Source organism: Dyadobacter alkalitolerans DSM 23607, assembly GCF_000428845.1.
In the GTDB taxonomy this organism is placed as follows: domain Bacteria; phylum Bacteroidota; class Bacteroidia; order Cytophagales; family Spirosomataceae; genus Dyadobacter; species Dyadobacter alkalitolerans.
Genome location: NZ_AUAS01000024.1, coordinates 12,474 through 35,661 on the forward strand (window position 1 = coordinate 12,474; position 23,188 = coordinate 35,661).

A 23,188-nucleotide genomic window follows, 5' to 3' on the forward strand; every position below is an offset into this window, starting at 1 on the left:
AGACTAGGTTATATAATTACATATTTGATCATTTATATATTTATATAAGTATGTAATTATATACCACGCATTATCTCTATATTTGATATTTGATATTTGATATTTGATATTTGCGATTGTAGACATTTATGATGTCCTAGAAAGCAAATGAGGATCCTGCAGCGGCGATGTTTGTAGACATTTTTTTTGCGATTTCAACAGGATCAGGGTAGGAGCCGGTTTAAATTAATCCAAACCTATCGACAGATCGTCAGGATCACAGGTAAAATCTGCTTGGCAAATTTTACAAAACATTTCTAGCCCAGACTTGCCCCAGACTTTGCAGCCGCACGGACAGGTATATTTAATTTTTTTCCCTGATTTGGTTTTTTCCTTTGTCTCCTTTGTCTCTTCCTGTTCAGTCTCTTCATCGCTTGAATCGTCGGCATTGTAATAAACCTTCTTTGCATTCAGATAGGGGAGTTTCAACGCTTCGAGGCTGGCCGTAGATATTTCTCTGAACGCGTTCAAGAACTTGCCACCCTCGATTTGATAATGATCAATGCTTTGACCAATCTCAGCGCCCCCCGGCTTGCCGGTGGAAGATGGCTGTAAGCCCACCTCGATCATCTTTTGAGCAAACTCCTTATTGTGATAGCTGTACCGGGATGGCTTGCCGTACTCATACTGCCACTGATGCACCATTTCATGCACAAGTGTAGAATGCCAATATTCTTCGCCCATCGACAACGTATCCGGGTTAATAGAAATTTCATGCTTTTTATCTCCTTTCTTTACTGATTGCCAGTTTTCGAAAATAAAGAATCCGGCTGCATTCCGGTGTCGGGATAGATTCACGATACACGGCTGCAACTGACTATTGAACAATTCAGCATTATAGTAGTCAAATAGTTCTTCAAGCGTCTTAAACTGTAAATGTGTGATCCCGTTCATAGTGCATATTTGTAATGTACATTACAATGTAATCGTTTTTTGCCTTATCTCCAACATGGGTTAAATTAAAAGTTAGAACCAAAAGTACCGCGGGTTTCGCGTAGCAAAATTGACGGGGAGTAGATCATCTGTATTCAAATCTCAGCGCCATCTTTGAAGATTTCATCAAGATTGAAGGCTTGAAAATCTACTTTTTCTGAAAAGTCATATTCTCCAAGCATATTGATATGTTCCCAGCTATGAGTAGATGTGGCCAGTATGTTTTTTAATAATACCTCCCGGTCTGCCGGTTTCTTACATTCTGCCAGACTTCCTGATAAGTGAAGTAAGTTCCAACAGTTAATTGAATTGGCGATCAACCTTTTGCAGCCTTCTGCCGTAAGCTGTTCGCGATATGTGGCTCCGATCAGCTGCTGATTGTTGCCGTGGGATATCGCTTTGGCAAACTTATTACTGTTCTCAATTTTGCTCAAAACCCTTTCAACGGATTTGCGGACAGCCGGCTGATCCATATACTGAAGTATATAAAGGGTTTTGTAAATCCTGCCAAGCTCTTTGAGCGCTTTATAAATGGGGTGTTGTCGGGAATATGAGTTTAGCCTTCTAATCAAGGTTGATGCTTTTGAATAGCCTATTTTATTTGTTGTGATAAACCTTAGAATCTCGTCCCAGTGCTCAATAATCAGTTCAAAGTTTATCTTTGAATCTGGCTTCACCTGATATCCTACGTCCCGGTAGGTCGAGACTGCATCAATCGAGAACAAATTATGCTCATGGATTTTGGCAAGCCTGGGGCGGAAGGCGATTCCAAGCAAAGCAGTAATAGCAAATATGATCTCAGAAAACCCGCCTGTATCTGTCGAATGTGCGTCGGATTGGATCACACGGTTATGCATCAGGCCGTCAATCATATACGGTGCTTCATGATCCGATGAACTGAATGCTGTTGAATAAAAGAGTTGGCCGGCTTCATCCAAATGGGAATAAACGGTTACTCCTTTTCCATTGCCAAAATATTTAAATGACCACGCTGCTCTTAACGATGCAACGGACACATCATATTTTTGCCCGTCACTGCTCGTATGTATAAAGCCGGGATGGATTCGGAATTTATCCGTCAGAGGCAATGTGTTGCTGAATTCAACCACCAGGTCATTGGCCTTCAAAGTCATATCAGGTGAAAAATATTGAACCGAAGTCGTCTGTAATGCACTGCCTGATATGTTTTTGGAAATCATTGACATTTTAGGGATACCAATGTTACAGCCCAATCCGATAATGGAAGCAAAAAAAATTTTGTCAGCTGGCCGTGCTGGTAAATAATCAATCCCTTTATGTTGAAAAGCCTTGGTAAACCCACTAACCTGGTCGATTGTTGTTAGTACCTCCAACAATGATACTGCCCTGTTCTGCGGATAAAGATTCTGTGGATCTTCAATTTCATTCTCGTCAGGTTTGTACCGGTGCATATGCCATTGCCCTTCTGCATCAACATAGACCTGTTGGTTCTGTCCATTACCTATGTGTTGATTTACAAGCTTTAACTGGAAGTTTAATTCTTCGTTCAGTTTTAACAAAATTGCAGATGGCTTTTGCAGATGACTTAGTGAGGCCCGTTTTAAAAGAAGATCCTTATCTCTAATCCATTGTAGTTTTGAAATCATGTATTCTTCAAAGGACCGGTACAAATACGAGGAACGAACATTCAAAGCCCCAGCCCGGATATGGTCGCGCATTTCTCTGAACAACAATATTTTATAAAGTGATATCCTGATCTTTCCATCTGGTGTTATCACGCGTTGTTTCTCTTCAAGAGATAAGAAATCAATCGGTACGCTATTGTGCTGCTGTATATTACCATCTTTCTTTTGAAAATAATCAATGGCGTCCAGCAATTGTTTCTGGGATGTCTCAAAATCAAATGCCAGGACTTTAATTAAGTCAGATACGCGGATTTGTAGACGCAGTGACCCTTTTTCAAGTGCCTGGTAATAGTCCTCCCGGTCACTGATCCGCTGATTTACCAGTTTCAAATTATTCAACCTTTGCTGATCTTCCAAAAGTACCTGTGAAGAAACCTTCCGCTTTCTTAATAGCTCATCAATCAGTTCTACTTTCTGGCTTGCTTCCATTACCTGATCATGGATAATGCGCTCAACCTCGCTCAATACATCAATATGCGTAACGCTCCGGACAGAAACGGAGCTCACCAAACGTGAAGTGTTCATCCTGTTTTCAAACAGGCTTTCCTTGATTTTATTCTCACAGTCGTTTACGGCACTGGTAACAGCCTGGTTAAAAGTGAGCACAAGAGCGTCACCCAATTGGTAGTATTGGTGGATTATGAATGAGACCAGCAGTAAGTAGCGGGTATTGTCCCGGTCGGCAACCTGGAATATCTGGTTATCAATCACATATTCAGCATAAAACTTTATTGTTTCTTCCGGAAGATTAAGCCTGGTGATGATGGGCAAAAGTTGGAAGTACATTTCCTTCAGCCGGACAAAATTGTCTATTCTTCCTTTGATTACGGACGGCTGCATGGACTGGGTAATCCTTTTAAAAAATGTAAGCTGATATCTCTGGACTTTCACATGTTTTTTCTCTTCTTTTTGATAAGAATCATGTTGCACAAGTAACGAATCAAGTAAATTTTTGTCCTCCTGTTGCAGATACTGAACCATAATTGCCTCCAAATCTTGCTCAAATTGCCTAAATGACTTTTCAAGTAAAGTTCTTAGTGTGGCATATGGCGGTATTTCGATACGGTGTTCATCCAAAAAGGTGATTACTGATTCCATTATAAGAACCGGTTCGGTCCGGAGCGAAACCAGCCTTTTCATTTCCTGGGATATCAGCTGCGAAGCATCTTTATCAAAACCTGTATAGCCTAGTTGCTTGAGTATCTCTTCCTGATGACGGAAATAGGTGGTTCTGAAATAATCTGTAAAATCAATCTGATTAGGATCAACCATTATTCCACTGACGATATAGTTAATGTCAGCCTGAATAAATCGGTTAGACAGAAAAAAGCGACTAACTACACGGAAATATCCCAGCTGCAATAGAAACCCAACTTGGGTGGTTGGTGTCTGCAAAGTTTTCAGATAGATACTTGCCCATTCCGGAATTTGGAGAAACAATCCCTTTTGATCGGTCAGGAGTTGGGGCGGGTTATCAAACCTGGTTCGCTCTTCCGGTGTCAGATACTCTTTTCTTGCCATATCATCTATGTATTAAAACGACCGTATTTTTACATAACTCCAAACCCGGATATTCCTTACAATTTACTTATTTATATTACCATGTAATTAAACTAAATGTAATATATTTGATTTTATTAAGTTTTGTAAACAAATGATCAAATTAGGATATGCCCGGGTCTCTACCCAGGAACAGAATCTGAATCTTCAACTGGATGCATTAAAAAAGGAAGGGTGCAAGCAGGTTTTTACCGATAAGGTCTCCGGAGTAAAGGCTACTAAACCAAACTTTGAGAAATTGATGGAATACGCCCGAGCGGGGGACACCATTGTAATTTGGAAACTGGACCGACTTGGACGCAGCACCGTCAAGCTAATCGAGTTGATCGAGGAGCTAAAGAATAAAGGTGTACATCTTAAATCCCTTTCAGAATCTATTGATACCAGCACGGCAACTGGAAATCTTTTTTTTCAATTTATGTGCGTGCTTGCTGAGCATGAGCGCAACATAATCCGCGAGCGGACAAAAGCCGGTCTTGATTCAGCCCGTGCGAGGGGTAGATCCGGAGGCAGACCTATTGGGCTAAGTGAGCGATATCAAAAAATTGCCCCGGAAGTCAAAGAGGTTTATGAGAAGAATAACCGAAGCACAGATGAAATCCGAGAGATGTTCAAAATAAAAAGCCAACCTACACTTTACAAGATTTTAAAGTACAGTGGTGTTGATATTAAGGGCTTTTTAAAGAAGAGACGATAGTGGCGCTTTGTGCGACGGCCGCTGCCGTACAATCTTTTAATTTAATGCCTCATGGAGAGCATGTGCTAAACAACCTTATAAATCTTAAGGTAGTTTATCATAGCCGACTATTACAACGACGTTTTTTTTAAAATCAATGATCGGATCTGTTTTTCAAGTAAATTGAAAATAAGGCCAGTCATGATAAACAAGCAAGCCAACAGCTTCCAGGATGATAGTTCTTCATCCAGAAAAAAGGCGGTACTCACAAGGCCAACCACGGGAAGCAGCAACGTAAATGGCGTTACTACTGCGGTAGGGTAAGTATTGAGTAGATAGCCCCAAATTCCATAGCCCACAAATGAGGATAGATAAACGATATATAAAACTGCCAGGATGGTATTGGTAGAAATATTTTCAAGCGAGGTTATGATTACATTGGATCCTTCGAAAAAAAAGGACAGTGCCATCATTACCGGTGCTGCGACCAGGCTGCCCCAAGCGACAAGCGCCAATGGTGAATCAGCAGCAATTTTCTTAGAAAATACATTGCCGATTGCCCAGGAAAGCGCAGATAATAAGGTCATTAAAAGTCCGATGAAGGTTGTGTCCCCATCCACGTGGCTGGCGACGATGCCAATGCCTATGAATGAAATAAGCGCGCCGAAGACTTTCCAGGTGCTCGGCAAATCGCGAAAGAATAATACCGCTAAGCCCATCGAGAAAAATACCTGGACCTGGATGACCAGAGAGGACAAACCTGCTGGAAGGCCGAGATAGATGCCACCAAAAAGCAAGCCAAATTGAATGGCGAAGGTGAAAATACCATAGCCTGCAATCAGCCTGAATGGCGCTTTCGGCCTGGGAAGAAAGAAAACCCACGGAATGGCAGTTAAGATGAACCGGACTGCGCACAACAACATTGGTGGCAGATCTTCCAATCCTACATGGATAGCAATAAAATTTAAACCCCAGGCAATGACCGTAATCAGGGCTAATAGAAGATGCTTTGGTTTCAATTTTTTATCATTTTATTATTTAATAATAAGAAATGCACAAATCTCCATTGTGCAAACGTGGTATCTGGTCTTTCGGGCAAAGATTCAGTTGCAGGTGTTCATTAGGTCACACTTGCAAACTACTGCGGCAAGTGAGCGTGATCGCCTTACCTTGTTTTAACCATAAGCTGCCATAATTTAGCTGGCGAGATTTCTGATAGGAACATACCTGCCAAAATCATGCTGCCTCCATAAAGAGTTTCAATGGTAACTTGTTCATTAATCAAAAGCACAGCTGCCATTGTAGCAAAGATGGGTTCTGTTAGATAAGCCAGTGCTACCTTTTCTTCCTCGATAAAACGCTGACCATAATTTTGTACTGCGTACATGTACACAGTTCCAAACAGGGCAGTAAAAATCACACTCTTCCAAAATTCAAAATCCTGCGGCAGCCAATCTATTCCAGGCATTGCAACGCCTCCCAAGGCACTTCCCAAGGTACACACGGCCATGATAATGGTAACCCTTGCCATCGGATTGGATGCATGGGCAAACCTGCCGGTTTGAAGGACATAGAATGCCAATGTTACCGCGCATGCGACCGTCCATAAGTCGCCGATGTTCAGTGTAAGCCCATTTCTGGAAGTAATGATATACAGGCCGCAGGCGGCGATCAGGCAGGATATCCAAACGATTGGCCTAACCTGCTTTTTGTAAAAAGCCAATTTGAAAATAGGAATCAGCAAAACAACCATTCCGGTGATAAAAGCAGAATTGGAAACGGAAGTATATTTTAAGCCGACTGTCTGAAAAATGATGCTCAGCAGCAGTGGGATACCGCACACAATGGCAACTTTTATAGTATCAATTGTTGCTTGCGAAAGATGGCGGTTAAAAATAGCAGCCAACACGATGGTTGCAGCTAAGAACCGGTAGAATAAAAAGACAAATGGGGAGTAAGCAGATACCGCATCTTTTACCAGTACAAATGCAATACCCATAAACGCCATTCCCAGAATCAGCAGGGCAAAGAATTTTTTCTTCATTTTCAATTGGTGTAGGTTTTGCCAGGCTTTTACAAAGCATGTAACCAATACGAATTGAGTGCTGGTTACCTTGCTTTATGCAAAGTACCACAGAATCATTACGTGATAATAGATATAGATTTGTGTTTTTTTATGGGTACAGATTTATAAGGCTTGCTTGACAAGGTTTCCAAGCCGCTTGATGTCATGCTCTACGGAATCATCCCATGGCAGCGCAAAATTCAGGCGCATGCAGTTATTGAAGTTGCTGTTTTGCGAGAACATGCTTCCGGGGGCAAAGCTAAGTTTATGCTTCAATGCAGTGTCGTAGAGCTGGTTTGTATCAATGCGTTTATCCAGTTCCAACCATAGGAAGAACCCGCCTTGTGGCTGGGATATTTTTGTGTTCTGTGGAAAGTAATCTTCTATGGCCTGCTGGAATTTCAGACAGTTCGTGTGCAATGTATGCCGTAATGAACGCAAGTGGTGGTCATATCCTCCATGTTCCATGAAATCGGCAATCACTTCTTGAAACAGTGAGGGAAGCGTAACGGTTTGCACAAGCTTTTGACGGATTATTGTGTCTTTGAACCTGCCGGGTGCAACCCAGCCAACCCTGTAACCAGGTGCAAGCGTCTTGGACACACCACCACACCACATTACAATTCCGGACTGATCGAATACCTTGCAAGGCTTCGGCCGTGTCCCACTAAAAAACAGGTTGCCAAACAAATCGTCATCTATCAGTGGAATATTGTGATGGGTCAGAAGTTCGACCAATTCTTTCTTATGCTCATCAGGCATAAGGCTTCCCATCGGATTGCTAAAATTAGCAGTAAAGCAGCAAACATTGATTTTATGTATGACCTTTTTTAGCGCGTCGATTTCAATCCCGGTCAGTGGATGCGTTGGCAACTCGATTACATTTAGTTCCATCGACTTTGCCAGCTGAAGTATTCCGAAATATACCGGGCTTTCAGTTGCGATTGTATCACCTGGCCTGGTCGTTGCCAGAAGGCATTGATAGATCGCATTGGTTGTTCCGGTTGTGGTTACAATGTCATCTTCTGTCAGCTTGCCATCGAATATTAGCGACCACCTGGCAATGTTCCTTTTCAGGTTTACACTACCTTGTGCTGCTTCAAATTCGGTACCATTCCCTTCAAGCTGCCTCATTGCCCTGATGATGCCTTTATTTAGCTTGGCAAGTGGCAAAAGCTTTTTATCCGGAATCCCCAGGGAAAACTGCCTGATGGTTTTGTCGTTGAGTATGTCAAAAACGCGACTTATTAAATCATCGGTATTTTTACCTTTTTCAGGAAGTTTGAGCTCACTAACGGATGGAAGCGGAAGCTTTCGTTTGGAGATCTTACTGACAAAGTAGCCGGACTTGGGCCGCGATTCGATCAGTGACTTGCTTTCAAGTTCAGCAAAAGACTGGATTGCAGTATTTAGGCTCACACCGTAAATCTTTTGGATAGAGCGAATGGAGGGCAGCTTATCCCCAATTCTTAGAGTTTCAGATAAAATCTGATCTTCCAGGTTTTTTGCAATTTTTTGATACAAGGCTTCTTTTGGCATTTTTATAAATATCTGTGCCCTGCAAATCTAAGTAAATTTAATCTGTTACCTATACAACCTTACTGGGGTTAAATTAAAAGATTCTACATTAAGGATCATGAGCCTAATCATTGACAATATTCGGGTAATGCCGCTAAGACTTACATGGAGTCCATACATTACCAAAAAAGATGCTTGATCAAACCCGCGGTACTTTTTGTTCGATCTTTTAACTTAACCCAACATATAAAACCTGTTTTTTAACCCGGTTTTTTTTTATTTTTTGAGTCCAATGTTCAATTAAGTTGTAGACAAAATTGTGATCCGGAATTGTTATTTACCGCTCAGGATACTTAGGTTTTGTCGACAGTTTCACCCATTTAAGGAGCTGGCCGCAAGCCAGGCTGCGCCCAAATTGTAGACACTTATTTATCTCGCCCTTCTGTTAATTTCTCGAACGCCAAAGTGGGTAGGGTAGGGGGAAAGACTCGGCGAACTGCTTGATGCGCTCACAAGCGATTTTTGGGGCCAGTGGCTTGCTTAATTGGTGCCTAGAACTCCCGTAACCAGAAGGCTACCGTATAATGCAAGTTAATTTGTAATGTGCATTAAAAATTATATTTATAAAAAAAGCCTCATTTGAGGCCATGTAGCTATCTCTGCAGCCGCCAGTTTTTATAAACCTTAATGCCACCAGATAAGCCGATGATGGCAGCAAGGCCATAAATAGCTTGGATCAAAATGTTTCCATGATTATTAATATTTACAGTTATAATTCAAATTGATAGCGTTGTGCGGAAATAACCAGCAGGGTTAGAGATTTCATCTCTCCTGAACTGCATATCATACAGGCATTTGTTTGCTTTCTTTCGCAGCTCTGTGCTTTCTAAAACCCGCTTTATAAGGTTTTGATCCAGAATCCCGATATCCATCATTCTGGTTTTAAGTTGAGTGGCTTCCCGGTCACCTTCTTCTATCTCAAATGGAATGACGGTTTGAAATTGTGCTACGGATTTAATAAGAAAATTGATCTTAGTGATCGTTTTGCCACTTTTCTCGGTACTATAACTTACCCGGAGGTCTGAGGAAAGGTTGATCTGTCGCATAGCCGGTTCAATAACATTATCTTTGAACTGTCCCCACTGCTTGTATTGCTCAGGTTGTTTTCCTTCCGGGTCCTTTAAGTGAAGGCGATACCTCAAATCTTCAACGTCGATACTCAAATACCCGATGTCTTTCCACCGAGAGAACTGAACATACAGCCACTTAGCATATTTTGAGCTCATAGAGAGTACACAATAGAGCTGAAAGCTGGTGAAGTTGTTTTTCAAATCAACCAGATAAGGTAATAATTCCGCCGCTATGGATATTTCAATTGTACCTTGCCCTTTTAGATACTTGGCGCTGGACATTAACGCAACCTGCAAAAGACCGTCGTTTTCCTCAATCTCAAACACTTTGCCAATAAGTCCTTCGGTAGCATCCCGAAGCTGTACATAGTTCCAGTTACGCCCGGTTAGCTGAAAGATTTCGGACACATTGATACGGTATTTAGTCCCCAGCTGATCACCGCTTTTTAGCTTAGATAGAACCATGAAATATAAGTCTAACTGCGCTGCAGTCAATTCATGCCTCGCTGATGTGATCGCATTGTGCTGCCTGACTTGCAAACTGGTTGATTTCTCCTTTGTTTTCTCCATCGTGAAGGCAATTTAATAAAAAACAGCAATTGAAAAACACCTGTTTTTATTTTGCTGTTTTTTGAAATATAAAACCTGTTTTTTGGACGTATAAAACCTGTTTTTTGGCATATAAAACCTGTTTTTTCAGATATAAAACCTGTTTTTTGGCATATAAAACCTGTTTTTAAAGCAGCTCAATTAATTGATAATCAAGTACTTACAGACCTTCCAAATAAAGTCAAATATTTCAATCCTCACAATTATTGTGATGATCCCAACGCGCAATAAAGTCTATTGTTACAAAAAAAATATTCAAAAAAACAAGTCAAAAATAGAAAAGTGGGGTGGCAATGTTTTGATGAAGGAAAATAGGCCGGGGCGCAAAAAACAGGTTTTATATGTTGAGTTCGTGGTTTAGTTATACTATATCGTCGAAATATTAGATAAAAGTGTTAATATGCAGCCCCATTCTGTCTATAAATTGCAACCTAACAAGGCTGTGGCTGTTTTAAAAAGGTACGAAAATTTTTATGCCAATATGTCAGCCTATTTTAGAATTAGAGTGCGAAATACAATAGACAGATACGTTTGGTATCTGCCTATTTCCATTTATGGCTTGATCAGAATTCCGTCTTTGAGTACCGTGTAGCTATCCTTTTTGATGAAATATCCATCCGGGGTTACCTGCACGTGAGGTTTAAGTAACTGGAAGTTCTGGACAAGTTCGCGGTTCTCATACCATGAAGAAAACGCAGTGCTTACGAGAATCAAGGCGGCCAACGAGCACACACCGAAAATCCCTTTTGAACCAAAATTGCCCCAGAATGCCGTTTTAGGATCTTCATAGGTAATTGATTTAAACTTTTTGGCTTGAAATTCCTTGATTTCGTCTAGGGACTGGTTAAGCGCAGCCTTTTGCTCTTTAAATATTGCCGTAGATTCCTCATATTTTTTGTCAATGAGAACACAGATGGCTAAAACGCTTTCGTCAATTTCGGATTCTGGTATGCCATACTTCTGAGATATGGCAAACCTAGTTTCTTTTACATCGAATTTCATAGCAGTATTGCGTTGACATCTTCCGTCACTTTCCGTAATGATCTTTTGCCTGCTAGTGTTAACTTATCTTCCGACATAGTGCCTGACATTAAAGAAATAATTTCATTGGCTGAATTACCGACCGGCATCTTCCCAACTTTAACAAAATCTATCCCTAGCTCAGACAATAATGTGTCTCCGTGCTCTTGACTTTCCAATGACCCAAAAGTTCCTTCATTCTTAACCGCGATAACCTTAATATTATCTCCTGCCAGTCTGGTAATTTCTTTAAAGTAGTTAACCGACGAATGAAACGCATCTTCGCCAGCCAAGACAACCAAAATTTTAAGATCGATTCCTATATCTTCCAAAATATTTTTTAACTCTTCGGCAGGAACATCATTTGTGAAGAAACTTCTTAACTCGTCACTTTCCGGTGCGCCCAGGTCAACAAACCACTCGTCAGTTTTGGCCTTCGAAATTTTCTCGAAAATATTTAGAAAAGCCTCCCGATCCATTTTATGATTTCCATCAATGATAGATAACTCTAAAACACGCTTATCTCCAACAATGCTTTTCAATCTTTCGGATGTGCGAGTAGATTTATCGAGGTCGATAAATGCAGCCTGACTATCTTTCTTGTTTCGTGCAATAAACCACGTGATAAAACTTTTACCAACGCCACCTTTTGACTGCGCTATAAATACCACTTGCTTTTTCATCTTGTTTTTAGTATGTTTATGTAAAAAAGGGCTGAAAATCTTTTTTGGTAGGTGGGGGCTTAAGCCTTCACCTATTTTATTATAAATCGTCGAATGCATCAAAACCTGTATTTTTTTTCTTTAATTGCTCTGATCCACGTTGTAACCTTTGATTTAAGTCGTCTAAATTTTCGTCTAAGTTCTGGTCAATATTTACTTTTTTTTCTTCATTAAAAGAAGACGATTTTTTTACCGTAATTTCCCTTATTAAGTTTTGATTTTCTTTTCCATGTTCTAATTTTTTAATTTTCTTTTTGTAAGACCAAATCAATTGTTTAAGCGCATTTTCATTAATGCTTAAACCTTCGTCTGATAACCATTTTGCAATGTTTTCATACGATATATTCCGGGATAGCTTTTCCTCGATAATATCATACAACAGATACGCCCATTTTCTTTTGTTTGCCGTACGCATCTGTATAACCTGCTCGATAATTTCTTTTTCCTGAGCTGTTGTTATCATACTGTTTTCGTTTAGAACAAAGTAAACAAAGCGGAAACTGAATTCCAAATAATTAAGCTAACTTTAAGATAACTTTTTAATAACTTTAAGCTAACTATTTGAATAGATGGATTTTAACATAACTTTAAAATAACTTTTGAATGACTTTAAGCTAACTTTTGAATGAGTGGCTATGATTAGGTCTTTTTTTTATCTGTTGATTGCATTTTTCCGTTCGGTATTGGTAAATTTGTTCATGGTGATTGGAAGCAAGGGGGGTTTTTGAGTGCCTCAAAATAGAGTGCAAGCACTATTGAAAACGTGGTTTCACTAGATTTATCCCTAATCGGTTATACTAATCTATGAGTAAAGAGCAACAAAAAGCCGGTAGGCCGAAGAAGTCTATGGAGCATAAGAAGTCTGAAAGGATTGTCTTTTGGACGACTCCCGCTAAGGCTGTGGAAATAGAGGAAAAAGCAGGTAAGCTGAATTTATCAGTTTCAGAATATTGTAATAAAATCATTCTCGAGGTGGAAATTGTTGCGCCATTTACGGAAGAAGAATTAAATTTGAAACGTAGCTTAGTAGGTATGGCAAACAACCTGAACCAGCTCGCTTATAGGGCTAATGCTGCGGGTATTGAATCTGTGACGCAATCGGCGAAGGAATTACTTGCAGATATTAAAAAAGAGCTGAAAAAATTCAAAGAATGATTGCTAGAAATTTAAAGTCTGGGAAATTTTCGGACGGCCTTATAAATTATGCTTTTGAAGGAAGAGAATTGGAACATAAAGACAAGGGTGCCGAAGTAATACGGTACTCTGATGATCTATTAATCCCCTTTTCCGCTCAGGATAAAGAGGGTATCAAGGAGTTAAAGGAGCAATTTAACGAGCGAACGCATAAGTATTTGCAGGACAACCCGGAGAGTAAAAACAACCTAATCGGCCACCAAATTTTGAGTTTCACCAAAGAAGACACCGAAAAGTTAAAGGAAGATGGGATGAACAAAGTTTTGGATGATTATATTAAGTTAGTGGGACTCGAAAAAACCAAGTTCGTTGCTGTAAGGCATAAGGACACGAGTAATATACATTACCATATAGTCTACCACAAAGTGCAAAATAATTACAAGAAGGAAAACGATTGGAAATTAAATAATAAGACGGTAGAGCGAGGGGTTGCACTGGCATTAAAAAACAAACTCACACTTGTTAAAAATCAGAAAGAGGTTGCTTTAACGAAGGGAGTTTTGGAAATTAGGTCAAAGGACGACGATATCAAAAAGTTGCGGAATGAATCAAATATTTTAAAGTCAGCCAAAAACTTTCATCACCTAAATAAGTTGTTAGAATCAAATATGATAACGCCTGAGTTTTTGAAGGATGATCGGGTAAAAATTGATAAAAAGGTGTATCGGCCGGAAGACCTGCACGCAGTATTTTACTTAAACAGAAACGAAAAAGGCAGTGATCAAGTATTTAGCCAGGGCAAGACGACCAAGAGGCAGGAGAGAAGCAATAACAACCCAGACCTCAATTTTAAAAAGGAGTCCAAGAACATTATAAGTTCTTTGCTTGCACCTGATGAAAAACAGTCTACGCCAGAGGGAGGGAAGAATCAGGGTTTCAACATTGTGACGGTAAATTCAAATGACAAAGAGCTTACAGACAGGTACGGAGTAAAACGGAAGCGGAGAGGAAAGAATTATTTATTGAAAAACAAAGGAGCAAAACAACAAACACAATCTAAAAATCTTGGACTATGACACTTGGAACCTATGCTATGTTTTGTGCGGTAGTTTTATTTGCCTTGTACTTCATTGTGCAGAATATAAACGTGAAGAAAGATAAGAAATCTGACTCTAAACCGAAGGTCAAACCCATGAAATTGTTCACCGGCACAAATGGGCTATCTGAGAAGCGTTTGAAGGAAATATTTAACTGGAAATGAATGAGTTAGCTATGTTTTTGGCATTAGCTCTGAATCCCCATGATGAACTTGCAATAAAGCGGGAATTTGGAGAGCTTTACCGGCGTGATCAATTGAAGGCGCTGCACATACCTTGCATCCTTCCGACTACAAAAATTTCCAAGTTGGCTATTTCGTCATTGTACGGTTATCGCACCCATCCAAAGTGGGGTGGAACCCGCCACCATGACGGTATTGACATTTCGGTAAAGAATGCGGATGTGGTTGCGACTGCTTCCGGGATAGTAAAGAGGGCAGGATTTTCGCAGGGGTATGGTAATTTCGTAGAAATTGACCACCGTAACGGCTATTCTACACTTTATGGGCATTTGTCTGTTATATTTGTCGAAGTAGGGCAGAAAGTAGACATATTATCGCTTATTGGGCGGTCGGGTGCTACTGGTGTAGTTACTGGTGAACACATTCATTATGAGGTAAAACGGAACAACATAAACCTAAATCCTTTGTATTTTATTTTACTATTTTATGATAATCTATCTCGTCCAAATTAGAAAATATGCGATAAAGAAAAATGACAGTAATAGACGCTTCTTTCCTGTCGATGCGCCTGGCTTAAATACAGAAATACTTGTTGATGTTACTGAGAAATTTCCTAACGCGTTCCAGTATTGGACTTTAAAGGCGGACGATTTTACAAATAAATCAAAGGTTCTGGGTTTCAAGAACATACGTAGTATGTTCATTTATTTTGAAGATAATAATGTCGATGTAGGAACAACCTTGGCGAGTTTCTATAAAACAAAAAAAGAGGTTCCTAATGAAACCCCCCCTGATGGAACTTTGATATATACTTACAAGAACATCAATATACACGCCTTGCGGATCAACTAAGCATAGGTTTCAACGCAGTAATCTTTAATTACTTTAATATCGTTCCTAACCTTTACTGCATGATCGATCACAAGCTTTTCCATGTCATGTTCAGTGATATTATACCTTAATGGCAGCTCTTTTGCGACGGGTTCGACTGAGGGTACTAACATTTGTCCAGAGAATAGTTTTAGGTCAATCGGTGATTCGTATCGGTCCGCTATTTTGCCCACAAACTGACCTTGCGTTAGGCTACTGATTTTGGCAGCAGGAAGAAGCTCTTTTGCTTGGGTATTAAAACTAACTGATGTGTCCTTATTGAAGCTGGCTGAGTAGTTTTCTTGCTCTGTCTTGCCAAACATTTTGGAGACCCTTTCGGCGGTCGAGCCATTTACCAGCCCCACCATCACAGTACCGGCTGTGTTCACAATAATGTTTGCTGAGTGTTGGCCATAGCTTTTAACCAACTGTTCCATATCCTGAATGCCCATCCATACGCATCCCTTGTGCTTTCTGATCGTGGCTATGTAATTGTCTAACCCCATCACAAAGATTGTAGGCAGCTCGTCAAGAAAGAACGCAAATTTGCGCTGTCTGTAACGATAGGAACGTTTCATGATCACAGAATTATAGACGGAGATCGCCGCCCCGTATACGGCATCTTTCAACGTATAATTTCCCATTGTGATGATTCTTGGGCTATCCGGGTTGTTAATTTCCAACTCCATATCTGATTCGGTCATTACCCACGTAACATTAGGGGATGATAGCGGAGCAAGGGATGATTGCGTAGATGCAATTTGTCCAGCGATCTGAGATCCCGCCTGATTTTTCAAACCCTGAACAAACATATTTGAGTATGCGTCTAACTCTGGTTCGTTGGAAATTGCATTTATGACCTCGTTGATGTCAACAGTCAGCAATTGAATTGCATGAGGAAGTGTACAAACTTTTGATAAAACCGGATGATCAGGATTATTCCGTTCTATGATCCGAAGGAACCATAAATATGATGTCAAAAGGTTAACAGCAGATACCGCCCAGAAATCGCCTTCTTTATTGATCCACGATTTATTAAGGTTGAAGAGTAAGGTTTTTACCATTGTGTTGCAATCGTCAATCGTAGGCATGTAACGTTCCTGAAAAGGATTGCACCGGTTCGAACGCCTCAAATCCTCGAAGGTAAGGCAATTGAAATCTGGTATCACCGGTTCATTCTCCGAAGTTTTCCCCCAGGTATATTTATTAGATTTTAAAGCGGATATCATTCCGTTAAAAGTTACAAGACTTAAATCGGGGTACGCATAATCATACACATTAAGAGAAAATCCCTTTTCGATCTGTTGATAAATAGCTGGATTGAACAAAGTATATGTTTTACCCGAACCCTGGCTGCCAAGGATAAGAACAGAGCGATCCGGGGCGACTACTGGTACTACACCTACTCTCCAGTGGTTTTTGTATTGATATTGGTGATAATAGGTAACGCTCAATTCATTTTCAATCAACTTCTCATTTTGGGGGAACTGTTCATTGTAGTTGTTGAAGATATCTTTCACAGGTACATAAACTATGCTGTTAAAGTTGACGCCGCCATTGATCATACAAACGCACATTGCAAGTAGCAAAATAATCAACGTATATAGATGTAGGTTCTTTCCGGGCATATCTAGGAACACAATTGCCAAATACGTTAAGAGGCCAATCAGGAGGTAAACGTCGCCTATTTTCCGAGTGGCTTTTACGTTTGGCTTGGCGGGTGTCTGCATTGCCAAGAAGATCAGGCTAATAAATATCAATGAACATAGAAATTTTCTTTCTAAAAAAGAAGGGTATTTTAGAATAGTGTAATAAAGTTTTTCGCCTATAATGGGCATGTCAATAGCCCCTCTTGGGACGCCTTCAACTAATACTAACACTACTGATAGTAAGACATTTACGGATAAATTTAGATAGTTAATACTTGCGCCGAACTCCTTTTCTTTAACGCTTTCCATAGTTTTTTTTTAAAAAAAGTTTTGTTCCAAATATAAATAGTTTTTTATATTTGCTGCATCACTTAAACAATTAAAAACAATTATGAAAAGGTTACGGTTACTATTAGCAATGTTTGGTTTAACCGCTTTCTCTAACGCGGTCTATGCTCAAGCCAGTGGTATTGAAAAAGGAGCAGCCGCATTGGATGCTTTGACAGGGGATTTGGAACAATATCTTGACCCGGTTACGACAGTCGTATATATGGCTGCGGCCATTGTCGGGGTTATTGGTGCTTTTCGCGTGTATACCAACTGGCAGCAAGGAAAGGACAATGTTATGTCCGGCGCAATGGGGTGGTTTGGTGCCATGCTCTTTCTGCTTATTGCTAATGCAGTTGTACGAGCTATGTTCATCGGCTAAAACGTATTTTTTTATTTGGGTGGTAGGGTCGGACTACTTGTATCCTGCCGCCCTAAAATCTTGATGGTATGCAAATATTACTAGGCATTGACTTGACAAGTAGTTCAGAATCAGACGGATGGATACGAAAATTTTTCACAGAGCCACTTGCAAGCAATATGAATGTTTTTGTGACTCTCACCTATACGATTCTTGCCTTGCTTGCCATTCTGACCGCGTACAGAATCTATATAAACTGGCAATCAGGTAGTAGCGAAAACACGTTGTCGGAAATTTCCAGATGGATGATAGGGATGGTTTTGTGTATTGTTCTACTCGCCGGACTTAAGGCATGGATGGCAACTAATCCCGTAGGAACAGGGGGCGTTGAATTTAACTGGTAATAGAATATGATGAACTTATACTACACGATTCAGGAAATTGCATTCCTGGGCGTGGCTATTGCCGCTGTTGCATCTGCGTTTAGAATTTACCAAAAGTGGAACAGGGGGGAAGCGGTTACTCCACTCATTTTTACATGGATTGGCGGAATGGCCTTAGCTGTTATCATGAATCATATGATCTACGGTTTAGTTATGGCTGGAAACGCCGGAGATCATAATCCAATTAGCACGGCAAGAATGTTTGCCAAAGAAACACACAGCGCAGCAATTACAATAGGGCTTATAGTAGCAATTCTAGCCGTTATTCACATTTATCATAGATATACCACCGGCGATGATGTTACAGAGCTGGTTTACCGATGGGTTGGTTCACTGTTTTTTCTATTCGCTTTCGGTTTAATCATAGAGTCAATTTTAAGCTAATAATCTACTATGATAAGAGAAGTAGTAAAAGGTGCCGATGATGAAATCGAATTTATAGGTTTCAAAGGAAGGTACTTTAACCGCCTAATATTTATGGTTTTGGGCTTAGTGGGTTTTACATTTCTTGCTTATGGTTTCGGTCTAAATTCTCTGATCTTCTTTTTTGTCATGTTTGGAATTGGAACAGCCGGATTTTTTTACATCAAGCATGAAATGGGAGTGAATAAGAAGTTTGGACATATTCACAAAACTCATAAAGCACCAAAGGCCATCGTCCAAAATCAGCAATTCTTCAAAATGATTAAAAAATGAGAACTAAGATCGAAGATATATTTCCGCTTTTACAAGTGTCAGACGATGGCTTAGTTACAAGTAAAAATGCTGACATCAGTTATTTCTTTGCAATAGAGTATCCTGAGATATTTATTACCAGTCAAGGTAATTATGCCTCGGTGGTGGATGCATTTCTGAATGCGTCTAAATCTCTAGGAGAGGGCTTTATCGTTCATAAGCAAGACTTTTTTATTGAGGATAGATATAAGCCAGATTTTTCATACAATGATAATGGTGATACAATTATCCGGGAGAATGAAAAGCATTTCAAAGATCGGCCATTCACCAGCCATAAAGGATTTCTCTATATCACACTGCCTTCGTCTCCCCCTACCGAACGTAATTCGGCGGCCAGCTCCTTGTTTAAAAGAAGCTTAGTTCCACGGAGTTTTAACAACCCTAAAACTCTGATCAACTTTCAGGAAAAAGTTTCTTCTTTCGTTGCGGCCATCAATCAAACAAAATCAGTTCGTTTATTCAAAATGAACCGGGATCAGATTGTTGGCACGCGCGAAGAGCCGGGATTGCTTAACTACTATTTCACCCTCGCGCTTGACGACACCAATATATACGACATCAACCGAGAAAACTCAAATTTCAAGATCGGTAACAAGAACACCTATACGTTCGTAATTAACGACCTTGAACAATTTCCCTCAGAGGTAAGTCCGGTCGTGGCGTTCCGCGATTTCAGCAGCACCACGGAAATGCCTATTTCCTTCGGGTCGTCCTTTGGCATCAATCTACCATTCAACCACGTTTACAATCAGGTTTTTTATATCACAAAGCAAGCTGAGCTGATGATCGAGAAGACGAAAGAGACCAAGCGTCATTTCAGCTTTTCGCAGTGGAGCCGAGACAATACATTTTCATTGGAGCAGAAAACCCGCTTTCTGGACACGATGAAGCATGGAGAGATCGCGGTTAAAGCCCACTTTAATATCCAAGTATTCCATGAAGACCTAGACATTTTAGCGGAATACAAGGAAATCACTTCGGGAGCCATTTCAAACGCTCAATTCACAGCAAAAATAGCTACTACGTTCTCCGAGCAAATTTACTGGTCCTCTATTCCCGGCAACGCTCAGGAGTTAGGGCATGATAACTTCGTTACGTGCTTTCTGTCTAACGCTATATCAATGTATAGCCTTGAAACAAATTATAGAAACTCGCCTTATCAGACAAACGGCCTTCTTCTAACGGACAGGTTCGGTACACCGCGCATCGTTGACCTGTTCTTTAAACCCCGCGAGGAAGGATTGATAACCAACAGGAATTTTACGATTATTGGCCCTTCCGGTTCCGGTAAGTCATTTGCTAATAACAATTTGATTTATTATCTGAGACATTCCGGCGCTCACATTAGCATTATCGACATTGGGCATTCCTACAAACGCCTGGGCGAAATTCTGGGCGCGAAATATATCGAGCATTCAGAAGAGAAGCCGATCTCTCTTAACCCCTTCTATACGGAGGTCAATACAAAGGGTCTTGATAAATTAAAGGCTTCCAAGCTCAAAGAAGAATTTAAACAAACCATTGTGCAAATTCTCTTCCTTCTTTATAAAAAAGAGTCCGAAGAAGTTACCAAAGCCGAAGAAGTAACCCTGTACAACATGGTCACAGGATATTATGGTTATTTGGCAAAACACAATGTGAAATATTCCAAGAAGTCACCGGAATATATAAGGCCGTGCTTTAATACATTCTACGATTATACCAAGAAAGTGTTCCCTGATATTTTTGAAAAACAGGGTGGCAGAGATAACAAGGAATTTGATTTGACCAATTTCCACTATGTTCTTTTACCGTTCTATGAAGGCGGTCAGTACGATTACCTTTTGAACGGAGAAGAAGAAATCGACCTCTCGCGACATCCTTTTGTAATCTATGAGCTGGACAATATTAAGGATCATCCAATCTTATTGCCTATCATCACACTGATGATCACCAACACATTTATTACAAAGTTATTCGAAGTTCGTGGTACTTTGAAAGTGCTATTTATTGAAGAAGCATGGAAAGCAATTTCTTCGGATTTTTTCGCAACGTTCCTTCTTTGGGCGTTTAAAACTGCCCGTAAACACTTTGGTGCAATCGGGGTTATTACGCAGGAAATTGAAGATTTGCTTAAATCCGAGATTATTAAGGAAACAATCATACAAAACACTGATATTAAAATTATCATGGATATCAATAAGTATGAAGAAGACCCTGAAACAATATTCAACTTGTTCAAAATTTCAAATTCTAATATTCCTCAAATATTTTCAATTAATAAAGACCTGCTAACTTCACACAACCGAGGCAGCTATAAAGAATTAGCCGTTATTCTTGGTAAACACTGTAAAGTATACGGAACAGAAGTTAGTAAATACGCATATAGCCTATTTACAACAGAGCCAACCGAAGTAGATGAAATACGCCATCTTTCGGCTGAAAAAGAAGTAAGCTTATATGAGGCTTCTATAATGTGGGCTGATCAAAATTTGTAACAATTAAAACCAAATGTCATGAAAAAGATAATTACAATTCTCGTGATTCTTTTTATGGGTAGTACTTCATTGAACGCCCAGATGGTGACGAATGACCCGATACACACGGCAATTACGACACTCATTAAAATGTTTCAAGACCCATCCTTTAAATCAATTGTTTCCAACATCGAAAAACTTAAAAAAGTCACGTCTGCAGTTAGGCAATTCCACCGGGGAACTGAAATAGTGACGTCAGTTACAAATATTACTAAAAAGCTTAATACCTATTCTGCGGCAATTGCAAAAGACGGGCATATTTATCCTGTAGAGTATAAGTTGATGTCCAAGGATGTGAGCATGTTTACTCAGGAAGCTACAAAGCTTATCAAAGATATGAAGTCAGCTACAACGGCTTCCGGTGGTGTACTTCAAATGACTGACGCAGAGCGCGCAAAATGGATAGACGAAACCTATATGCGAGTAAGTGCATTTGAGGGCAAAATTACACGCTATTTTGAAGGCATTAAGACTGCATCAATCAGAAGATCAGCTTCAAAGGCAGACGTAACAGCAACAGCGAATCTTTACAAATTTGCAGCCGTGGTACCAAAAGGTTATTTCGGTGGTGGAGTTGGAGCGATTGTAGGAACAAAAGGATACGACGATAAGTACAACGATTCTCTCACTATTCCTTTGGACTATTTATATGAGACTCAGGCGTATAAAGATTTTCAAAAGAAAATGCGTGAGTGCGAATTTAGAAATCAGATGTTTTATAAACGTCAGGAATATGAAGCTACTAAAATGCAAGCGCACGCCCTGGCTAAACTTTGGGAACAGGGTTATGTAATGCAAGCCAAAAATGGTTTTTTTCAAAGTAAGTCCAGCGCACAGCAAAATTTCAACAGCCAAATGAACGCGATTGTCGGTGATAGCGCAAGCTTTACATCAGCCAATTCTATGTCTGTCACAGGCAATATTAATTTGGAAAATATGCTTGAAAACGAAATTCTGGCAATTTATGATCCATCCGGTAAGCGTATTACGCCCGAGATATTTCAGATGCAGGTTGAATTTCTTGCCAAGGAACTGTATCTGGAATATGGTATTGATAAGCAGCTTGAAGAAGAATACAAAATTCAGGAATGTAAGGAACTGGCACAGTCATTCGATGCCATCATGAAGGCCGCAGAAGCAGAGTATTTGAAAAACAACCCACAGTAGAATTTTCAACATGGAAGATATAGGACAAGGGGTAATCGGCCTGATCAATCAGATTTACAATGAAATGATACCAATGACCGAGCAAATTTCGGCCATGATCGTTTCCAAAGTCAATATCATTGCTGCGATCGGTGCAACCCTATACATTTTCGGCAACCTGATCAAACAGGTTTATTATAACGAGGAAATTAACTTTCTCCCTTATATGAGGCCGTTCCTTGTTCTCATGTTGATCCCCCTTTCTCCGACGATTACAGAAGGTATAGACAAAATTTCGACAGAGATCAGGGTAGCCGTGAACGGGTCCAACGCCAAGATTGCGGAGCGCATCGAAAAGAACTCTAAAAAGATGCAGGAAGCCATTGACAAAAAATGGGATAAAATCGGTAACGATGAAGCATTGTACGAGCAGACGTTTGGTAATACACGTGCAGAAGACGATTCAGGGGTTTTCCCGATTGGTGACGATATCAAGTTGATGATGGGAAGATCCACTGATCAAATCAAAATCGCGCTTGTCCTGCTGATTCAAAACCTTCTCATTACACTGATGTATGTTGCCGAAGCCGCTTTGCTACTAATGAGTTTATGTTACCGGCTGGTGTTGAAGATGGGATTCCCTATTGCTATAACCCTTACCATCTTTCCCGGATTCACAAACAACATGATTCACTGGTTCGGGAAATATGTCAACTTCTCATTACTTCCGGCAGTCGCAGCTATGTATTCGACTATTTCCTTTGGCCTGCTTGACCTGTATCTAAGCTCTGA

Annotated in this window: 21 protein-coding genes; 11 read left to right on the forward strand and 10 right to left on the reverse strand. The window is 40.2% G+C overall.

Annotated features, from left to right (window positions below):
• Positions 1–225: 225 nt before the first annotated feature.
• Together G395_RS30445 and G395_RS0125440 are read right to left on the reverse strand one after the other, a co-directional pair.
• Positions 226–933: a SprT-like domain-containing protein gene (locus G395_RS30445; protein ID WP_051350401.1), complete on the reverse strand. Its 708-nt coding sequence runs from the start codon at positions 931–933 to the stop codon at positions 226–228.
• 134 nt (positions 934–1,067) lie between these two features.
• Positions 1,068–4,157, reverse strand: coding sequence for a Tn3 family transposase (locus G395_RS0125440; RefSeq protein WP_026632622.1), 3,090 nt, complete (start codon positions 4,155–4,157; stop codon positions 1,068–1,070).
• A gap of 133 nt (positions 4,158–4,290) precedes the next feature.
• Between G395_RS0125440 and G395_RS0125445 the strand changes: the two genes are divergently transcribed.
• Positions 4,291–4,893: a recombinase family protein gene (locus tag G395_RS0125445; RefSeq protein ID WP_026632623.1), complete on the forward strand. Its 603-nt coding sequence runs from the start codon at positions 4,291–4,293 to the stop codon at positions 4,891–4,893.
• 110 nt (positions 4,894–5,003) lie between these two features.
• Here the strand turns inward: G395_RS0125445 and G395_RS0125450 are convergent, their stop codons facing one another.
• The 7 genes from G395_RS0125450 to G395_RS0125490 form a co-directional block, all read right to left on the reverse strand.
• Complete coding sequence (locus tag G395_RS0125450) at positions 5,004–5,891, reverse strand: EamA family transporter (RefSeq protein WP_026632624.1); 888 nt, start codon at positions 5,889–5,891, stop codon at positions 5,004–5,006.
• A gap of 146 nt (positions 5,892–6,037) precedes the next feature.
• Positions 6,038–6,916, reverse strand: coding sequence for a DMT family transporter (locus tag G395_RS30450; RefSeq protein WP_051350402.1), 879 nt, complete (start codon positions 6,914–6,916; stop codon positions 6,038–6,040).
• Positions 6,917–7,060: 144 nt separating this feature from the next.
• Positions 7,061–8,476 carry an aminotransferase-like domain-containing protein gene (locus G395_RS0125460; RefSeq protein ID WP_026632625.1) on the reverse strand — a complete coding sequence of 472 codons (1,416 nt, stop codon included), beginning with the start codon at positions 8,474–8,476 and terminating at the stop codon, positions 7,061–7,063.
• A 755-nt stretch (positions 8,477–9,231) separates the two neighbouring features.
• Positions 9,232–10,155 carry a replication initiation protein gene (locus tag G395_RS30455; RefSeq protein ID WP_026632626.1) on the reverse strand — a complete coding sequence of 308 codons (924 nt, stop codon included), beginning with the start codon at positions 10,153–10,155 and terminating at the stop codon, positions 9,232–9,234.
• Positions 10,156–10,746: 591 nt separating this feature from the next.
• The gene (locus G395_RS0125480) at positions 10,747–11,196 is read right to left on the reverse strand and encodes a hypothetical protein (RefSeq protein WP_026632627.1); all 450 of its coding nucleotides are present in this window, start codon (positions 11,194–11,196) and stop codon (positions 10,747–10,749) included.
• Positions 11,193–11,996, reverse strand: a complete 804-nt coding sequence (locus G395_RS0125485; RefSeq protein ID WP_026632628.1) for a P-loop NTPase family protein — start codon at positions 11,994–11,996, stop codon at positions 11,193–11,195. The genes G395_RS0125480 and G395_RS0125485 overlap by 4 nt, the downstream gene beginning before the upstream one ends.
• Positions 11,977–12,399, reverse strand: coding sequence for a hypothetical protein (locus G395_RS0125490; protein WP_035362054.1), 423 nt, complete (start codon positions 12,397–12,399; stop codon positions 11,977–11,979). The genes G395_RS0125485 and G395_RS0125490 overlap by 20 nt, the downstream gene beginning before the upstream one ends.
• Positions 12,400–12,740: 341 nt before the next feature.
• On the opposite strand from G395_RS0125490, the gene G395_RS30460 reads away from it, so the two are divergent.
• From G395_RS30460 to G395_RS30465, 3 genes are all read left to right on the forward strand, one after another.
• Complete coding sequence (locus G395_RS30460; protein WP_051350403.1) at positions 12,741–13,091, forward strand: plasmid mobilization protein; 351 nt, start codon at positions 12,741–12,743, stop codon at positions 13,089–13,091.
• Positions 13,088–14,146 carry a relaxase/mobilization nuclease domain-containing protein gene (locus G395_RS0125505; protein ID WP_026632630.1) on the forward strand — a complete coding sequence of 353 codons (1,059 nt, stop codon included), beginning with the start codon at positions 13,088–13,090 and terminating at the stop codon, positions 14,144–14,146. Before G395_RS30460 ends, G395_RS0125505 begins: the two co-directional genes overlap by 4 nt.
• Positions 14,147–14,327: 181 nt before the next feature.
• A complete protein-coding gene (locus G395_RS30465) occupies positions 14,328–14,861 on the forward strand; it encodes a M23 family metallopeptidase (protein WP_051350404.1) in 534 nt (177 codons plus the stop codon).
• A 336-nt stretch (positions 14,862–15,197) separates the two neighbouring features.
• On the opposite strand, the gene G395_RS30470 is transcribed toward G395_RS30465, so the two are convergent.
• Complete coding sequence (locus G395_RS30470) at positions 15,198–17,177, reverse strand: type IV secretory system conjugative DNA transfer family protein (RefSeq protein WP_035362055.1); 1,980 nt, start codon at positions 17,175–17,177, stop codon at positions 15,198–15,200.
• 82 nt (positions 17,178–17,259) lie between these two features.
• On the opposite strand from G395_RS30470, the gene G395_RS30475 reads away from it, so the two are divergent.
• The 7 genes from G395_RS30475 to G395_RS0125560 form a co-directional block, all read left to right on the forward strand.
• On the forward strand, positions 17,260–17,577 hold the full coding sequence (locus G395_RS30475) for a DUF4134 family protein (RefSeq protein WP_035362056.1): 318 nt from the start codon (positions 17,260–17,262) through the stop codon (positions 17,575–17,577).
• Between the two features lie 68 nt (positions 17,578–17,645).
• Positions 17,646–17,960, forward strand: a complete 315-nt coding sequence (locus G395_RS30480; RefSeq protein ID WP_026632633.1) for a DUF4134 family protein — start codon at positions 17,646–17,648, stop codon at positions 17,958–17,960.
• Between the two features lie 6 nt (positions 17,961–17,966).
• Positions 17,967–18,383 carry a DUF4134 family protein gene (locus G395_RS0125540; protein ID WP_026632634.1) on the forward strand — a complete coding sequence of 139 codons (417 nt, stop codon included), beginning with the start codon at positions 17,967–17,969 and terminating at the stop codon, positions 18,381–18,383.
• Between the two features lie 9 nt (positions 18,384–18,392).
• Complete coding sequence (locus G395_RS0125545; RefSeq protein ID WP_026632635.1) at positions 18,393–18,695, forward strand: DUF4133 domain-containing protein; 303 nt, start codon at positions 18,393–18,395, stop codon at positions 18,693–18,695.
• Positions 18,692–21,211 carry a TraG family conjugative transposon ATPase gene (locus G395_RS0125550; protein WP_026632636.1) on the forward strand — a complete coding sequence of 840 codons (2,520 nt, stop codon included), beginning with the start codon at positions 18,692–18,694 and terminating at the stop codon, positions 21,209–21,211. Before G395_RS0125545 ends, G395_RS0125550 begins: the two co-directional genes overlap by 4 nt.
• 18 nt (positions 21,212–21,229) lie before the next feature.
• Positions 21,230–22,417 (forward strand): hypothetical protein, encoded by a 1,188-nt coding sequence (locus tag G395_RS0125555; protein ID WP_026632637.1) that lies wholly within the window; start codon positions 21,230–21,232, stop codon positions 22,415–22,417.
• A gap of 10 nt (positions 22,418–22,427) precedes the next feature.
• The coding region (locus tag G395_RS0125560) for a TraJ family protein (RefSeq protein WP_035362060.1) at positions 22,428–23,188 on the forward strand (761 nt) is incomplete at its 3' end.

Bases quoted from the DNA above. Each gene is read 5' to 3' on its own strand.
- G395_RS30445 (WP_051350401.1), bottom strand. From the start codon at position 933: ATGAACGGGATCACACATTTACAGTTTAAGACGCTTGAAGAACTATTT.
- G395_RS0125440 (WP_026632622.1), bottom strand. From the start codon at position 4,157: ATGGCAAGAAAAGAGTATCTGACACCGGAAGAGCGAACCAGGTTTGAT.
- G395_RS0125445 (WP_026632623.1), top strand. From the start codon at position 4,291: ATGATCAAATTAGGATATGCCCGGGTCTCTACCCAGGAACAGAATCTG.
- G395_RS30450 (WP_051350402.1), bottom strand. From the start codon at position 6,916: ATGAAGAAAAAATTCTTTGCCCTGCTGATTCTGGGAATGGCGTTTATG.
- G395_RS0125460 (WP_026632625.1), bottom strand. From the start codon at position 8,476: ATGCCAAAAGAAGCCTTGTATCAAAAAATTGCAAAAAACCTGGAAGAT.
- G395_RS30455 (WP_026632626.1), bottom strand. From the start codon at position 10,155: ATGGAGAAAACAAAGGAGAAATCAACCAGTTTGCAAGTCAGGCAGCAC.
- G395_RS0125480 (WP_026632627.1), bottom strand. From the start codon at position 11,196: ATGAAATTCGATGTAAAAGAAACTAGGTTTGCCATATCTCAGAAGTAT.
- G395_RS0125485 (WP_026632628.1), bottom strand. From the start codon at position 11,996: ATGCATTCGACGATTTATAATAAAATAGGTGAAGGCTTAAGCCCCCAC.
- G395_RS0125490 (WP_035362054.1), bottom strand. From the start codon at position 12,399: ATGATAACAACAGCTCAGGAAAAAGAAATTATCGAGCAGGTTATACAG.
- G395_RS30460 (WP_051350403.1), top strand. From the start codon at position 12,741: ATGAGTAAAGAGCAACAAAAAGCCGGTAGGCCGAAGAAGTCTATGGAG.
- G395_RS0125505 (WP_026632630.1), top strand. From the start codon at position 13,088: ATGATTGCTAGAAATTTAAAGTCTGGGAAATTTTCGGACGGCCTTATA.
- G395_RS30465 (WP_051350404.1), top strand. From the start codon at position 14,328: ATGAATGAGTTAGCTATGTTTTTGGCATTAGCTCTGAATCCCCATGAT.
- G395_RS30470 (WP_035362055.1), bottom strand. From the start codon at position 17,177: ATGGAAAGCGTTAAAGAAAAGGAGTTCGGCGCAAGTATTAACTATCTA.
- G395_RS30475 (WP_035362056.1), top strand. From the start codon at position 17,260: ATGAAAAGGTTACGGTTACTATTAGCAATGTTTGGTTTAACCGCTTTC.
- G395_RS30480 (WP_026632633.1), top strand. From the start codon at position 17,646: ATGCAAATATTACTAGGCATTGACTTGACAAGTAGTTCAGAATCAGAC.
- G395_RS0125540 (WP_026632634.1), top strand. From the start codon at position 17,967: ATGATGAACTTATACTACACGATTCAGGAAATTGCATTCCTGGGCGTG.
- G395_RS0125545 (WP_026632635.1), top strand. From the start codon at position 18,393: ATGATAAGAGAAGTAGTAAAAGGTGCCGATGATGAAATCGAATTTATA.
- G395_RS0125550 (WP_026632636.1), top strand. From the start codon at position 18,692: ATGAGAACTAAGATCGAAGATATATTTCCGCTTTTACAAGTGTCAGAC.
- G395_RS0125555 (WP_026632637.1), top strand. From the start codon at position 21,230: ATGAAAAAGATAATTACAATTCTCGTGATTCTTTTTATGGGTAGTACT.